Source organism: Corynebacterium macclintockiae, assembly GCF_027570165.1.
Lineage (GTDB): Bacteria > Actinomycetota > Actinomycetes > Mycobacteriales > Mycobacteriaceae > Corynebacterium > Corynebacterium macclintockiae.
In genome coordinates, this window is record NZ_JAKMUV010000003.1 from 1 (window position 1) to 14636 (window position 14636).

Sequence of the window (14636 nt, forward strand, 5' to 3'; positions counted from 1 at the left end):
AATCCGGTGCTAGGGGTTGGAAAGTGGGCGTCCATACACAAGAAAGAACGAGCCTTTGGAACAACGAGTGCGCGTGAGTTAGTATGGGCAGCGGATTCCGCGCGGCGTGTATCTTGTGAACTCCCCCAGGGCAGGAATGCAGCAAGGGTCAACGAGCTCTGACGGGTGCGCGGGGTCCCCTTTTTTATGCCCGCACTGTGCCCGCTTCGGTGCCCGCGCTACAGCCAGTTATTGCGCTTGAACCACCACCACATCAGCACAACCACGCCGACCATCGCGGCCAAGCAGACGTAGTAGGCGTAGTGCCACTGCAGCTCCGGCATGTTTTCGAAGTTCATGCCGTACACACCCGCAATCATCGTGGGGGCGGCGGCCATGCCGACGACCGCGGAAATCGTGCGCATATCTTGGTTTTGACGCAAAGAAATGATCGCCGAACCCGCGTGAATAAGGGAAGTCAGGCGCTCGTCGAAAGAGTCGACCTTGTCCTTGGCCAGCATGGCGTGGTCCAAAACATCGCGGAAGAAGGCTCTGATCTGCTTCGACGTGAGATCCTTGTGGTTGTCGATCAGCGCGCGCAGGGCGGGGATCAGGGGGTCGATGGCGTGGCGCATCTCCAGGATCTCGCGCTTGAGGACGTAGATATTCTCGATGTCGAACTCCGCGCCGAGGGTGAAGACTTCCTCTTCCAGTCCATCAACTCGGTCTTCCAGAGCCTCCGCAATGCGCGTGTATTCGTCGACGAGGTAGTCGGTGATCGCCCAGGCAATCGACAGCGGCCCCTTGCTGCGCAGCTCCGGCGCCTGCTCTAGACGCCTTTCCGGGTTGGGCAGATCCGTGCCGTGGGACACGACGATGATGAACTTCCGGCCGATGACCATCTGCACCTCGCCGGTCTGAATGATGTCGCGCCGGTCGACCAGGTCCTTGTTGCCCGCGTAGCGGACGGAACGGACGACGGTGAACAGCTGATCTTCGTAGCGCTCCAGCTTGGCGCGCTGGTGGGCGTTAACGGCATCCTCGACGATGAGCTCGTCGACGTCGTAGCGCTGGGCCACCTTCGTCATCTGCTCCTCGGAGGGTTCCTCCAGGTCGACCAGGACGAAGTCCTTGCTGGTGCCGTCCGACAGCGCTTCAATGTCTTTCAGCGCCGTGGCGTAGTTCGCCTGGCCTGGGTACTGCTTGCCCTGCACGTAAAGGCGACATTCACGGATGGCGCGTTCGACGGGTACCCGGATTCGGTTGGGTGGTGTGTGTGCCATGGTGGATCCTTTCCAACTCAATCCGACGGGCGGGCTTGGGCGGCGCGCGCGGGCGCTTGCGCGTTTCAGCTCGTCGATATCCTAGCGCTCGGCAGTGCTGCCTGCAGGTAGCGGTGGTGCGGATCGCCGGGGCGCGCTGTCCGACGCTTCGGTTAGACTTGCAGAAAGAAAGCCACACCGATGGCTAGCCCAGCACGCCACAAGCGGGAGAGACTGCATATGAATATCGATAACGTCAACGCCGAACTCCTCCTCAGCATGAAGGAGGATGTCCGTCAGGCTTATGAAGAGCTCCACTCCAAGGGGCTGAACCTGGACCTCACCCGCGGCAAGCCGTCGGCGGAGCAGCTGGATTTCTCGGTGGATCTGCTGAGCCTGCCGGGGGAGAACTTCACCTCGCCCTCCGGGGTTGACGTGCGCAACTACGGCGGTGGCGTTGGCCTGACGGAGGTCCGTCAGCTGTGGGCGGACGTCCTGGGCCTGCCGGTGGATAACGTCATCGCCGGCGATGCCTCCAGCCTGAACATCATGTTCGACCTGATCAGCTGGGCCTACACTTTCGGCACCAACGATTCCGAGCGCCCGTGGTCGGCCGAGGAGAAGCTGAAGTGGATCTGCCCCGTGCCGGGCTACGACCGCCACCACTCCATCACCGAGCTGTTTGGCTTCGAGATGCTGACCGTCGACATGACCGACGAAGGTCCCGACATGGACCAGGTTCGCGAGTTGGCGAAGGACCCGGCAGTGAAGGGCATGTGGGCCGTGCCGATGTTCGCCAACCCGACGGGCGTGACGTACTCGCAGCAGACCGCCGAGGCGCTGGCTGCGATGGAAACCGGCGCCCCGGACTTCCGCATCGTCTGGGATAACGCCTACGTGGTACACACGCTGACCGGCGAGTTCCCGGAGATCATCAACATCCTCGACGTCGCCGAAAAGGCGGGCAACCCGAACCGTTTCTGGGCCATGTCTTCCACCTCCAAGATCACTTTCGCGGGCGCGGGCCTGGCCTTCTTCGCTTCCTCCACGGAGAACCTGGAGTGGTACAAGAAGATCGCCAACGTCCGTGGCATTGGTCCGAACAAGGTCAACCAGCTGGCCCACCTGCAGTACCTGAAGGATGCCGAGGGTGTGCGCGACCTCATGCGCAAGCACGCGGGTTCCCTGGGGCCGAAGTTCACCCGTGTGGTGGAGATCCTGGAGCGCCGCCTGGGCGAGGCCAACGTTGCCGAGTGGACCGTCCCGGAAGGCGGCTACTTCATCTCCGTGAATCTGCTGGACGGCACTGCCTCCCGTGTTGTGGAACTGGCGAAGAAGGCCGGCGTAGCTCTGACCGCCGCGGGCTCCACCTACCCGCTGAAGCAGGATCCGAACGACCGTAACCTGCGCCTGGCGCCGTCTATGCCGACGATCGAGCAGCTGGAGATCGCCATGGAGGGCTTTGCCACCTGCGTGCTCTACGCCGCGATCGAGATGGTCGAGCACGCCGCGGGCCAGCGCTAGACACGGGAGGAGGTCGCCATCAACACCGAGGAAACATTCGTCTGGGTCCAGGGCTTACTGCCCGGCGAGCCGACCATCGCGCGTCGCAGGATCGGCGATTCCTTCCCCGAGTTCGCTGTCGCCGAGGTGTTTCTTGGTGACGCCCCCACGGGCCAGAACCACACACCCCAGGAGGGTGGCGCTGGATCCGCGGAGAGCGGCGATGAAGCCGTGCTAGCGGAGACGGTGGCCATGACCATCGACGCGGGGCGATTGGAATCGGGACTGGAAACAGAAGATGGCTCCGACCTGCGCGTTGAGCTGCTGACAGTGGTCAGCGGGCACAACGATACCGCCGCCGACCTGCTGGCACATGCCGCGTCGATGATCTCCCAGGACCCCGGCCACTGGCCACCGCAGCCGGGCACCTTGCTGCCGGACGTGGTACAGCAGATGGATGCGGATTCCGAGCGGAAGATCACCGCCCGCAACGGCCTGCTGGTGGTTCCCTATGTATGGGATGACGGCGTGCCGCACGTCCACGAAGTCACCTCCGGCGGCGCGAGCCGCCACTCGAAGGAAGGCGACACGGACGTGGAGTTCACCCACCCCGGCCGGCTGACGATCGTCGCGCAACTGGTGATGCTCACCGACGAGGAAGCTGAACTAGCGCAGACGGCCGGTGTGGCTGCGGTGCAGGAGCGGTTGGTGCGTGAGGGCGTCAATATCAACAACATCTGGCGCTAAGGCAACCGCAACTGGTCGTCCTCAGCGGAATGTAGGGTAGGTTCGTGGCACTTTATAGGAAATATCGTCCGGCGACGTTTGCCGAGGTCGTGGGGCAATCCCACGTGACCGAGCCGTTGTCGGTGGCGCTGGATAGTGGGCGGATCAACCACGCATACCTGTTTTCCGGGCCGCGCGGTTGCGGCAAGACATCGTCGGCGCGCATCCTGGCTCGTTCGCTGAACTGCGTGGAAGGGCCGACGTCCACGCCCTGCGGAAAGTGCGAATCCTGCGTATCGCTGGCGCCCGGCGGGCCGGGGAACCTAGATGTGACGGAGCTGGACGCCGCCACGCACAACGGCGTAGACGACATGCGTGAGCTGCGCGAACGTGCCTTCTACGCGCCTGCGGAATCGAGCTACCGGGTATTCATTATTGACGAGGCGCACATGATCTCCACGGCGGGCTTCAACGCCCTGCTGAAGATCGTGGAGGAGCCGCCGGAGCACCTGATCTTCATCTTCGCCACGACGGAGCCGGAGAAGCTGCTGCAGACGATTCGCTCCCGAACTCACAACTACCCGTTCCGCCTGCTGGCGCCGCCGGATATGCGGGGACTGTTGGAGTCGGTGGTCTCCGGCGAAGGCGTGCCGGTGGAGGGAGCGGTGTATCCGCTGGTCATCCGGGCGGGTGGCGGTTCGCCGCGTGACTCGCTGTCGATCATGGATCAGCTGCTGGCCGGTGCAGGGCCGGAGGGCGTGACCTACAACCGCGCGCTGGCTTTGCTGGGTGTAACGGATTCCACCCTGATCGACCGGGCTGTGGATGCGCTGGCGGAACACGACTCCGCCGCACTGTTTGCCGTGGTCGACGAGGTGATTGATGCGGGGTACGACCCGCGCCGCTTCAGCGAGGATCTGCTGGACCGCTTCCGCGACCTGCTGGTAGTGCAGGCCGTGCCGGATGCGTTCGAACGTGGGCTGGTGAACGCGCCGGAGGAGTCCCGTGACGTGCTGCGCGAGCAGGCGGAGAAGATGGGGCAGGCGACGCTGACCCGCTGCGCATCCCTGGTGAACGAGGGGCTGGCGCAGATGCGCGGCGCCACGGCACCGCGACTGTTGCTGGAGATTCTGTGCGCGCGCATGGCGCTGCCCGCCGCGGGCATGACGGTGGAGGCCCTGGCGCAGCGTGTGGAGGCCCTGGAGAAGGGGCATGGCGGGACTGGCGGTAGCGGTGCCGGCTCGAGTGCGGGCGCGGGTGCTGGAGCTGGTTCGGGTGCTGGGACAGGCACTGGCACGGGCGTGCGCGGCAGCCGGGCGGAGATGTTCGCCCGGCGCAGAAAGGCTGCGGAGCAGCCCGCCGAGTCCTCCGAACCGGTAGCGGTGGAAGCCTCCCCGGCGCCGAAGGCACCGCAGGAGACCACAAAGGAGGCAGTACCGGAGACACCGGCTGAGGTGGAGCATGAGTCGGCACAGCAAACCGCGCAGGAATCTCCGGCCATCGCCGAAGCGCGCCGGGCGCGCGACATCATGCAGCGCCACCGTCGGGCCAGCGCTGCGGAGGCAGCGCCGGCAGATTCTGAACCGGCGGAGACTTCGGCGGAGGCTTTGGTGGAAGCTTCGGCGAAAGCACCCGCTGCGATCGATTCGGGTTCTTGGGCGCGCATCATGGATGCCGTCCACGAATTGGATCTCAGCGCTTGGATCGCCCTCCGAGGCGCCGCACCGCGCGCATCCCAGCCCACTCCGGGCGAGATTCACGTTGACCACCACACCGGCTCACTAGCACGGCTGGTCAACGGGGCGAAGAACGCGGAAGCCTATTCGCAGGCTATCCAGAACGTCACGGGAAGTCCCGCCCGCATCGTCGTCTATGTCGGCGACGAAGTTGTCGGCGCCGGAGCCGCCGGAAGCGACGGAGCTACTGGAGCTGCCGAGCATGCAGGAGGCGATGAGCCGGGAAAAGCTGAACCGGCGGCGGCACAGCCCTCCGCCGGTGAGGGACAAACACCAGCCTCCACACCGGTGAACCCTGTGCCAGCGGAAACCCCAATGGACGCAGCGGCCTCCCGCAGCGCTGCTAGCAGCGCCCTGGAGCGCGCCCGCGCGATGGAAGAAGCGATGCGCAAGGCCTCGCACTCCCACCGCAACGCAGGCGCAGCGGCGGGCACCGCTGGAGCGGCCGGTGCAACGGGTGCCGCTGCTGGCAGCCGGGGCGCGGCCGGCGCGGGGGCTGGAACTGCAGCCAATTCGAGTGAAGCCGCCGCGCAGGAAGACCCGAACTCCGGCTGGCGCGCCCGCGCCGAACGAGCCAAGGCCCGCAAGAAATACAACATGGAAAACGGCTTCAACGGCGTTCCCCTGCCTGACGAGCCGCCAGTTGATGCCTACGGAGACAGCCCTGTCGACAACTGGGGCGGCGGGGCGGCGGCCAACGCCGCAGATCCCCTCGCGAACCCCGCGGCAGCCGACCCAGCCGCCGACGCGCCTCTGCCGCCTGAGCCCTCCGACCCGTCGGCTTCCGATCAGCCGGGACAGCCAGCACAGTTTGGACAGCCTGGGCCCACCGTGCTGCCTGCGGCATCTGGACCGTCCGCGCGGGCGGAAGGCCCCCAATCCCGAGCCGCGAACCGCCAGCCCCACGCGGGGGCGGGTGCTGCTGAGGACGAGGGGGCGTCACAAAGAACAGAACAAAGAGAACGCGACGAGCTACTCGCCGACCTCGAGGCCGCACCTGGCGAGCGCGACCACCGCACGCCGCTGGAAATCGCAGGTGAACTGATCGAAAAGAGTCTCGGCGCGGAGAGAGTTCGCTAAGCGTGAACACAACCATCCGCACACGCGAAGGTGCCTGACACGCCTGTGCGAGCCGACCGGTACAGTTGTGGAAGAACAAAACCAAGCACGAGAAACCTCGACGAAAGGTAAACAAAATGAGCCAGCCAGACATGAACCAGCTGATGCAGCAGGCCCAGCAGATGCAGGCGCAGCTGCAGGAAGCACAGCGCGAAATCGCCGCTTCCACCGTCAAGGGCGAGGCAGGCAACGGCCTGGTCACCATTTCCGTCGCAGGCACCGGCGAGGTCACCGACATGGAGATCGACCCGAAGATCGTCGACCCCGAGGACATCGACACCCTGAAGGACCTGCTGCTCGGCGCATTCAAGGACGCTAACCAGAAGCTGCAGACCCTCGCCGAGGAGAAGATGGGCCCGCTGTCCCAGGGCATGAGCGGCCTGGGCTTCTAAGCCTTCTAAGAACTCCAAAGAGAGACCTAGTTGTTCGAAGGACCACTACAGGACGTCATCGACGAATTCTCCCGGCTGCCCGGCATCGGGCCGAAAAGCGCGCAACGCATCGCGCTGCACCTGCTGAACGAAGAGCCGGAGGACATCGAGCGCTTCCAAAGCGCACTCGGCCGCCTGCAGCGCGGCGTGACGTTCTGCCGCATCTGCCACAACATCTCCCAAGAAGATGTGTGCCGGATCTGCGCGGACTCCAACCGCGACAAAAGCATCATCTGCGTGGTTGAGGAGTCCAAAGACATTCAGGTGATCGAACGCACCGCGGAATACCGCGGGCGCTACCACGTGCTCGGCGGGGCACTCGACCCACTCAACGGGATTGGGCCGAAGGAACTGAACGTCACGCCCCTGGTGCAGCGCATCGGCGGGGCGCTGCCGGACGTAGCGCTCGGTGCGAAGGGTGGCGGTGCTTCTCTTGGCGACGCCGACACACCCGCCGGTGGCGACCCCGGCAGCGCGGGAACGGGCGACGTTAAGAGCGCGGACGTTGAATACGACGAAGCCCCCGACATCACCGAAGTCATCATCGCCACCGACCCGAACACGGAAGGCGAGGCGACGGCCTCCTACCTCGGCCGCCTGCTGCGCGACTTCCCCGGGCTGACGGTCACGCGCCTGGCCTCGGGGATCCCGATGGGCGGGGACTTGGAGTTCGTCGACGAGCTCACCCTGTCCCGCGCGTTCGCCGGCCGCACCGCGCTGTAGTTTCTGTAGCCCCTGTAGCACGACGGGACTATAACGGCGGGACTACGGTGGCGGGACTACAGTGGCGCCCATGAGTAAAAACCCTTTGCGCAACGCCCTCCGTCCGCACCACCTTTCCCGTGCGGCCGGCATTCGCTCCGCCGTATGGGGAACCGTCTTCAGCACTGCAGGCGTGCTGCACCTTGTTAAGCCGGAGGGCTTCGACAGAATCGTTCCGGAGGAACTCCCCGGCACCCCGCGCGCCTGGACGCTCGGCTCAGGAGCCATGGAAATCGCCCTCGGCACCACCATCGTGGCGTGCAGCCTGAAGCCCGAATGGCGTGGCGCGCTGCGCAGTACAATCGCTCCCGCCGCCGCGATCTTCCTAGTAGGCGTGCTCCCCGGCAACATCAAGATGGCCTGGGACTGGCGTGCCAAACCGCAGCCCGCGCGCGCCATCGCCTTCGCGCGCGTCCCACTTCAGCTGCCGATGATCCTTAGCGTGGCCAAGCTCGGCGCTTAGAGGCGTTCCTTTCTTAGCGACGCCACCTCGCGCTCCAACTGCTCCGCCAGCTCACCCTGGAACTCGGGGAGCTCGTTTAGCGCAACCCCCATCGCGCGGGCGAGCAGCCAGTCCGCCAACTGGGGATTCCTGGCCAACGCGGGGCCGTGCATGTACGTTGCCACCACGGAGCCCTGCACGGCGCCTTCGGCGCGCGTCTGCCGGTGGGCATCCTCGCCGGAAAGCCCAGCGGCCTCCGCGCCGTGGTTATCGGTGTTGCCCGTGCCCCGGGTAAGGCGTCCCAGCGGCTCGGCATCCGCGCCCAGGATAGTGGCACCCATGTGGTTAGCGAATCCCGTCAGCGGTTCGGTCAGGCCTGCCCCGCCGCCAGCGCCAGCCTGTGCTGCCGCCGCCCCGCCGGTCACGGCGGAGGCCGCCGGGGTGGAGGCGATCTCGCCGATCATGCGTTCGGCGAGTTGGGACGTGGTGGCGTCTATAAGCCCCAAACCCTCAACCGTGCGACCATGGCTGGTGAAGGACCGGCCAAACACCTGCAGACCTGCGCATATGGCCAGAACCGGGCGGCCAGCGGCGACCGCGCGGGAAATGCCGCCATCGCTGATCAGGTGCTCTGCCGCCAGTATCTGCGCGGTATCCTCGCCGCCGCCGACGGTGTAAACGTCCAGGGACTCCGGGACGGGCTCGCCCAGGTGGATCGGGTGAATCTCTGCGGAAATGCCGCGCATGCGGGCGCGCTGGCGCAGCACCAGGGCGTTGCCATCGTCGCCATACGTGCCCAGAACGTCCGGCAGGATCAGGCCGATGTTTAGCTCTGCGGTCATTTACGCTTCCCCTTCCTTGTCCAGCACCCGCTTCAAATCGCGGAATGCCGTGTAATTCGCCAGAACCTCCACGCGGCCCGGCGGGCAGGAACGGATCGCCGCGACCGTATCCTTGATCAGATTGTGCTCGACCGCTGCGTATCCGAGGCGGACCGCCAGATCCGTGCCACGCTCGCCCGCGGCCACCACGTGCACGCCCTCGAAGTTCTCGAAGCGCACGTCCCACAGCCACGACAGGTCCTGGCCGTCGGCGACCTGGCCATTTACGCTGATCACGAGGCTATCGGCGGTGCGATCCACCATCGACAGGGCCTCCTGCCAGCCGGCTGGATTCTTCGCCAGCATCAGGCGGACCTCGTGGTTACCGAAGTGCACCACGGAGTAGCGGCCCGCGACGTTATCCACCTTCTCCGCGGCGGTGATCGCCTGCTCGGTGGAGATGCGCTGAGGGAGAAGCTCGCTCAAAGCCACGGCGGCGGCGACGGCCTGGGTGGCGTTGCCGCGGTTTGCGTTGCCCGGGAGGGTCAGGTTCATCGGGTGCAGGTTGCCCTCGCGGTCGATCAGGCCGTCGTCCGTGATGCGCCAATCGGGGGTTGGCCTGCGGAATTCCCGGCCATCGGGGAGCTTCTTTGCGGCGTACCAGTCCACCACGCCGTCTTCGCCAGTGCGGTGGATGATCGCGCCTTCGGTGCGCGGGCAGCTGGTGGAATCGCCGGCCCAGCCGAAGCCGGCGCTGACCCACTGGACATTCGGGGAATCCCAAGCGGCGGAGGTTACGGAAACATCGTCGCAGTTCGCGATGACCTGCATGTCGGGGCGAGCCTCTATGCACGCGCGGAGGGTGCGCTCGATCTTGTTGATCTCGCCCACGCGGTCCAGCTGGTCGCGCGAGAGGTTCAGCAGTACCAGCACGTCCGCGTCGAGTTTCTCGGCGATTTTGGGGACGTGCAGCTCATCGACTTCCAGCACGACTGTGTCAGCGTCGCGGCCGGCAAGCAGCGCGCTGATCACGCCCGCGTCCATGTTGTCGCCGCCCTCGTTAGTGCAGACGGTCGCGGCTGTGCGGACGGCGCCGGCCAGCATGCGGGTGGTTGTGGACTTGCCGTTTGTGCCTGTGACCAGCACCGTTGGACGCTTCTTGCCATCCTTGCCGGCGCCGAGGCTTGCCATTAGCTGTGGGTCGATTGCCCCGCCGATCAGGCCGCCGATCATGCCGCCGGCCCCTCGCCCTGCTTTTCTGGACGCCCACGTCGCCAGCTGCGCCATGCGAATCGCAACGGAGCTGCGGAGCCGCTGCAGCGCGGAGCGGCGTGTGCCGGCGGGCTGAGTGCCGGCGGGCTGAGCGGCTGCAGGCTGAGCGCCTGCGGCTTGTGCGGCTGCGGCTTGAGCGCCCTGGCTCTGCTGGGCACCTGCGGCTTGTGCCCCCGCAGGCTGAGTGCCGGTTTGATCAGAGTTATCCATGGGGACTAAGTGTACCCGCCGGGGTGTGCTGGAAATTGGAGGCTGGCGCGCCGGGCCTGATGATCATTAGTCCATCTGGAGAACCGTGCGGAGTTCGGCAAAAAGTTGGGGTTGTATCTGGTGTGTGACTGTGCGACCGGTTCGTATCTTGCGGAGCAGGCCTGCCTGGGTGAGCCGCTTTAAATGATGGGAGACAGTAGGCTGGCTCAGTCCAGTGATATCTGCCAGCCGGTTTACACTGATAGGCTCGCAGCCCTCGGCTGCCAGGTGGGAGAGTATTTGCAGGCGGGCAGGGTCGGCTAGGACTTTGAACAAGATGGCATACCTGGTGGCCTCGAAGTCCGACAATGGTCCGCTACCAAGTGAACAACATGTTGAGAGGTCGGAAAGCGGAAGAATCTGTGGAGTGGCCATGCCAACAATCATATATTGACACATGTCGATACGGCACCTAGTTTAATATTGATACTAATCAATATATGGAGAAGATCTCATGGTAGCTTCCTCGCGCTCTCGTATGTCTTTTTTGGATCGGTTCTTACCTGTTTGGATTATCTTCGCAATGGTCGCGGGGCTGTTAGTGAACCATGTAGTTCCGGGAATTGGGGAGAAGCTCGGAGCTCTAGAAGTCGGGGGCATTTCGTTTCCTATTGCACTCGGCTTATTGGTAATGATGTATCCGCCTCTGGCAAAGGTTCAGTATGACAAGACTCGCCAGATCGCTTCTGATAGACGCTTGATGACAGTTTCCATTGTCTTGAACTGGATCGTGGGGCCGGCATTAATGTTTGTCTTGGCGTGGCTGTGTTTGCCAGATGAGCCTGAACTGCGCACCGGTTTGATTGTCGTTGGCTTGGCACGGTGCATAGCCATGGTTCTGGTCTGGTCGGAGCTTTCTTGCGGTGATAGGGAGTTAACTGCGGTACTGGTGGCAGTTAACTCCGTGTTCCAAGTGCTTATGTTTGGCGTGTTGGGGTGGTTCTACCTGCAGGTACTCCCGGGTTGGTTGGGGCTGCCTACAACCTCGGCCGACTTCTCGTTCTGGTCAATTGTGATTTCTGTCTTAGTATTTCTGGGTATCCCATTGGCGGCTGGTCTGGCTTCTCGCGTGTTTGGTGAGAAGATCAAGGGGCGGGAGTGGTACGAAACCAAGTTTCTGCCAGCAATTTCTCCACTTGCATTGGTTGGGCTGCTGTACACGATCGTGCTCTTGTTTTCACTGCAGGGGGAGCAGATCTCCGAACACCCATGGGCGGTGGCGCGTACGGCTGTTCCACTGGTCGCATACTTCGCTGGCATGTTCGCGATTAGCTTGGTCGTTTCAAAGGTAACGGGATTGAGCTACGCGCAGTCTGCATCGGTTTCCTTCACTGCTGCGGGAAATAACTTCGAGCTTGCTATCGCTGTGTCAATCGGAACTTTTGGAGCGACTTCTGCGCAGGCATTGGCCGGAACGATTGGCCCGCTTATTGAGATTCCGGTGCTGGTTGGACTGGTTTATGTCATGCTCTCGATGGGGCCAAAACTTTTTGCTGGGGATCCTACGCTGCCCGCTCAGCCCGGTAGCCCCACACGATCCGGTTAATGAGGGAGCAAATCAAAATGAGTGCGAAACCTAAAGTTCTCTTTGTCTGTGTAGGCAACGGCGGGAAGTCACAGATGGCTGCTGCCCTAGCCGAAAAGCATGCTGGTGAGATGATTGAGATATTTTCCGCTGGCACCAAACCAGCCGAAAACCTAAACGCTGAATCGGTGGAAGCTGTAAGTGAAGTTGGCGCTGATATGTCCGGCGGCCACCCGAAGGAAGTTGATTCAACATTGTTGCGGGAGGCTGATCGCGTGATCATTCTCGGAAAGGATGCGCAGCTAGAGCTTCCAGATGAAGCGCGAGGCAGTCTTCAGCGGTGGGTTACTGACGAGCCTTCCGCGCGTGGGGTAGAGGGTATGGAGCGCATGCGGCTGATCCGTGATCATATCGACGCCCGTGTGCAGACTCTCGTTGCCGAACTGCTCGACGGTTGGAGCGGATAGTCCCTAATCCCGTTTAAGCGGTTTTATTGGCGCCCGCGGGGCCGGGTGCGTGCGAATCGGCCTGACGGACGTCGTAGGTTTGCCGCGAGTTTTGCAACATTTCCGACACTCAAGGTGTTCAGTGTCCTAAATTCCACGTCTTAAAACATAACTATTCTGTTTGCGCAGGTCAGGGGGTTGTATTTTTGGACTTCATGTTCGCTACTTTCAATAACTCGAAGATTTGGGACATCCGTAATTTTGCAGGCCAGCCGGGGCGCTCCGGCGTGGTGCTGGCGGGGTCAGTGAGACCCGTGGGGCTAGTGGGAATTGCTTCCACGGCCACCGCTGCCGCTGTGGTTGATGTTCTTGCCACGCTTACCGCCGCCTTGGCTGCCATTCTTGCCGCTACTACTGTTTTTGCCACCGGAACCACCGGATCCACTCTTGCCGCCGGACCCGCCGGATCCATTGGATCCTCTGGAGCCCTTGCGGCGCCGGCGCCTCCGACGATTTCGCTTCTTGTTGGGGCCAGGGATATGTCCTCTGTGACCTCCGGAATTGGGGCCAGAGTTGCCGGAGTTACTGGAATTGTGGGCAGAGGTTCCAGAGTTACCAGCATTAGAGGAGCTGCCGGAGTGGCCGGATCCGCCGGAAGAGCTGCCGGAATTGCCGGAAGAGCTGCCAGATTTACCGGAACCGCCCTGAGGGCCGGCCAAACCGCTGGTTCGCGGGCGCGCGTCCGCACCCGGCTTCGTCGGAACGGCCTCCTTCTCGCCGGGCTGCACATCGTCCAGCAGAGCCAGGAAATCCTCATCCCGGATCAGGGGAATCCCCTTCCGATCGGCGTGCATGGCCTTGCCTCGCAGCTCGTAGTTTTCGTTGCACACCACCAGCGAGCTGCGCCGATTCAACTTCTCGCTATACGCCAGCCCGGCCGCAACACCCTGCCCGATCAGCACGTCCGGGTCGATCGCCACATCCGGGCTGACCACGAATTCCATACCTTCGACCAGCGGTTCCCCGCGCTTCCACGCCCCGGGGTTCACGTAGGGCCGGGGGGAGTTTGCGGCGTCAATACGAAGTCCGCTACGGCGCAGCCCAAATTGATCGGCCGCGAGGTCCTCGGGATCCAGCACGGTCAGCTCGCCGCTGCGCTGCTGCGCGAGGGCGAGTGCGGCGGTGAGGCGCGCGTTCGCCTCGAGCAGAGTGTCGGGGTCGATGTCTTTGTTACTTATTGACGCCACCGCTCCCACCTCTGGCAGCGCCGCCGCAGAGGCTCGCACGGCGGACCGGCTGGCGTTTGCGGGGACGTTTGCGCTGGTGTGAGCCTCAGTGGTTGGGGCGGAGTCGGGGGCGGGGTCGGTGTGAGCGGAGTTGGGGGCGAGGCCGTAGCTGGCGACGATGGCGCGGAGGCGCGGGTCGGTGGCGTTGGCGGCCTGGCGACGGGCGGTGGCGAGAGTGTCGATGATGGAGACCGGTGCGGGGGTTGGCAAGCGGCGACCGGCGCGCCCGCGGCCGCGGCTGCGACGGCCGCGGTTCGCCGAGCGCTGGGACAGTTTGAACTCGTGGGTGAGGAAGCCCCACACGTAGTCGGACTCGTGCATGATGAGCGTGCGCCCATCCAGAGTCCGGTGAATCAGCTGCGCGCTGGAGTTGAAACCCAGGGCCTGGGACAATTCGGTGACTTGGTAGCCGTGGAGGTGCCAAGGACCCGCATCTTCGCCGGGGTTGAGGTGGCGGGTCAGGGCGCCGACTTCGTCGCCGATGTTGATGGTCGGCAGCTCCTCGGCGCTGGCGGGAGTGCCTGCGCCGGAGCCGAAGAACACCACGGAAAGTGCCACCAGGCGGGAGGTTTTCGGGTGGATGCCGGAGGTGGAGATGCTCACTGCGGCGAAGGGAGCCTCCTCTGGGGAGGGGAGTTCGTGCAGGGCGGACTCCAGCTCTTCGCGCGGGCTGGACTGGTCGGTGGTCTCACTGTTGTCGTTGGAGGCACCGCTGGAGTCGCCATTGGAGTTACCGCCGGGGGCACCGCTGGGGTCGCCGTTGGAGTTATCGCCGGGGGAACCGTCGGAATTGTCGTTGGTGGCCGCGGCGGATTGGAACTCGGGGGTTGGTACCGAGGTTGTTGCCGGAGTTGCCACCGGCTCGGCATGAGCCTCGGCGCCTTCGGGGGAGTGGTGAGGGGCGGGGGTGTGGGCGTCCGAAAAAGTACCGTCAGAAAAAGAAACAGCAAGAGAACCTGCAGGGCGAGTCACCCTGCGGCGCGGGCGCCTGCGACGGCGCGCGCCGGTGTGCCCTGAGCCGGTGTGCTCGGAGCCGGGGGTGGCCGAGTGATCGTTCTCATTCATGGATTACATACT

General features: G+C 63.9%; 13 protein-coding genes and 1 other RNA gene. 9 read left to right on the top strand and 5 right to left on the bottom strand.

The window, feature by feature from the left end; translation table 11 throughout:
• The first annotated feature begins 89 nt into the window (after positions 1-89).
• Positions 90-184, top strand: an RNA gene (gene ffs / locus L8U58_RS03490) — signal recognition particle sRNA small type.
• 34 nt (positions 185-218) lie between these two features.
• Here the strand turns inward: ffs and L8U58_RS03495 are convergent.
• Positions 219-1262, bottom strand: coding sequence for a magnesium and cobalt transport protein CorA (locus L8U58_RS03495; protein WP_070550878.1), 1044 nt, complete (start codon positions 1260-1262; stop codon positions 219-221).
• Between the two features lie 219 nt (positions 1263-1481).
• On the opposite strand from L8U58_RS03495, the gene L8U58_RS03500 reads away from it, so the two are divergent.
• From L8U58_RS03500 to L8U58_RS03525, 6 genes are all read left to right on the top strand, one after another.
• A complete protein-coding gene (locus L8U58_RS03500) occupies positions 1482-2765 on the top strand; it encodes an aspartate aminotransferase type Ic (RefSeq protein ID WP_269954700.1) in 1284 nt (427 codons plus the stop codon).
• 126 nt (positions 2766-2891) lie between these two features.
• Positions 2892-3491 carry a suppressor of fused domain protein gene (locus L8U58_RS03505; RefSeq protein ID WP_043014878.1) on the top strand — a complete coding sequence of 200 codons (600 nt, stop codon included), beginning with the start codon at positions 2892-2894 and terminating at the stop codon, positions 3489-3491.
• Between the two features lie 44 nt (positions 3492-3535).
• The gene (locus tag L8U58_RS03510; RefSeq protein ID WP_269954701.1) at positions 3536-6286 is read left to right on the top strand and encodes a DNA polymerase III subunit gamma and tau; all 2751 of its coding nucleotides are present in this window, start codon (positions 3536-3538) and stop codon (positions 6284-6286) included.
• Between the two features lie 116 nt (positions 6287-6402).
• On the top strand, positions 6403-6717 hold the full coding sequence (locus L8U58_RS03515) for a YbaB/EbfC family nucleoid-associated protein (protein ID WP_269954702.1): 315 nt from the start codon (positions 6403-6405) through the stop codon (positions 6715-6717).
• Positions 6718-6747: 30 nt separating this feature from the next.
• A complete protein-coding gene (gene recR, locus L8U58_RS03520) occupies positions 6748-7479 on the top strand; it encodes a recombination mediator RecR (protein WP_269954703.1) in 732 nt (243 codons plus the stop codon).
• A gap of 70 nt (positions 7480-7549) precedes the next feature.
• Positions 7550-7981, top strand: coding sequence for a DoxX family protein (locus tag L8U58_RS03525; protein WP_269954704.1), 432 nt, complete (start codon positions 7550-7552; stop codon positions 7979-7981).
• Here L8U58_RS03525 and L8U58_RS03530 read toward each other — a convergent pair.
• The 3 genes from L8U58_RS03530 to L8U58_RS03540 all read right to left on the bottom strand — a co-directional run bounded on the left by L8U58_RS03530 (position 7978) and on the right by L8U58_RS03540 (position 10677).
• A complete protein-coding gene (locus tag L8U58_RS03530) occupies positions 7978-8802 on the bottom strand; it encodes a type 1 glutamine amidotransferase (RefSeq protein ID WP_269954705.1) in 825 nt (274 codons plus the stop codon). The two genes, L8U58_RS03525 and L8U58_RS03530, sit on opposite strands and share 4 nt — an antisense overlap.
• The gene (locus L8U58_RS03535) at positions 8803-10263 is read right to left on the bottom strand and encodes a Mur ligase family protein (protein WP_269954706.1); all 1461 of its coding nucleotides are present in this window, start codon (positions 10261-10263) and stop codon (positions 8803-8805) included.
• Positions 10264-10329: 66 nt separating this feature from the next.
• The gene (locus tag L8U58_RS03540) at positions 10330-10677 is read right to left on the bottom strand and encodes an ArsR/SmtB family transcription factor (protein WP_034968915.1); all 348 of its coding nucleotides are present in this window, start codon (positions 10675-10677) and stop codon (positions 10330-10332) included.
• A 79-nt stretch (positions 10678-10756) separates the two neighbouring features.
• Here L8U58_RS03540 and arsB point away from each other — a divergent pair, with 79 nt between their 5' ends.
• On the top strand, positions 10757-11848 hold the full coding sequence (arsB, locus tag L8U58_RS03545; protein WP_187402003.1) for an ACR3 family arsenite efflux transporter: 1092 nt from the start codon (positions 10757-10759) through the stop codon (positions 11846-11848).
• Between the two features lie 17 nt (positions 11849-11865).
• A complete protein-coding gene (locus L8U58_RS03550; RefSeq protein WP_269954707.1) occupies positions 11866-12294 on the top strand; it encodes an arsenate-mycothiol transferase ArsC in 429 nt (142 codons plus the stop codon).
• A gap of 299 nt (positions 12295-12593) precedes the next feature.
• Here L8U58_RS03550 and L8U58_RS03555 read toward each other — a convergent pair whose 3' ends face one another.
• The gene (locus L8U58_RS03555; RefSeq protein WP_269954708.1) at positions 12594-14624 is read right to left on the bottom strand and encodes a DNA polymerase III subunit epsilon; all 2031 of its coding nucleotides are present in this window, start codon (positions 14622-14624) and stop codon (positions 12594-12596) included.
• Positions 14625-14636: the final 12 nt, after the last annotated feature.

Coding starts and splice junctions, on each gene's coding strand:
- L8U58_RS03500 (WP_269954700.1), top strand. CDS start 1,482: ATGAATATCGATAACGTCAACGCCGAACTCCTCCTCAGCATGAAGGAG.
- L8U58_RS03555 (WP_269954708.1), bottom strand. CDS start 14,624: ATGAATGAGAACGATCACTCGGCCACCCCCGGCTCCGAGCACACCGGC.
- L8U58_RS03550 (WP_269954707.1), top strand. CDS start 11,866: ATGAGTGCGAAACCTAAAGTTCTCTTTGTCTGTGTAGGCAACGGCGGG.
- arsB (WP_187402003.1), top strand. CDS start 10,757: ATGGTAGCTTCCTCGCGCTCTCGTATGTCTTTTTTGGATCGGTTCTTA.
- L8U58_RS03535 (WP_269954706.1), bottom strand. CDS start 10,263: ATGGATAACTCTGATCAAACCGGCACTCAGCCTGCGGGGGCACAAGCC.
- L8U58_RS03515 (WP_269954702.1), top strand. CDS start 6,403: ATGAGCCAGCCAGACATGAACCAGCTGATGCAGCAGGCCCAGCAGATG.
- L8U58_RS03495 (WP_070550878.1), bottom strand. CDS start 1,262: ATGGCACACACACCACCCAACCGAATCCGGGTACCCGTCGAACGCGCC.
- L8U58_RS03540 (WP_034968915.1), bottom strand. CDS start 10,677: ATGGCCACTCCACAGATTCTTCCGCTTTCCGACCTCTCAACATGTTGT.
- L8U58_RS03530 (WP_269954705.1), bottom strand. CDS start 8,802: ATGACCGCAGAGCTAAACATCGGCCTGATCCTGCCGGACGTTCTGGGC.
- L8U58_RS03525 (WP_269954704.1), top strand. CDS start 7,550: ATGAGTAAAAACCCTTTGCGCAACGCCCTCCGTCCGCACCACCTTTCC.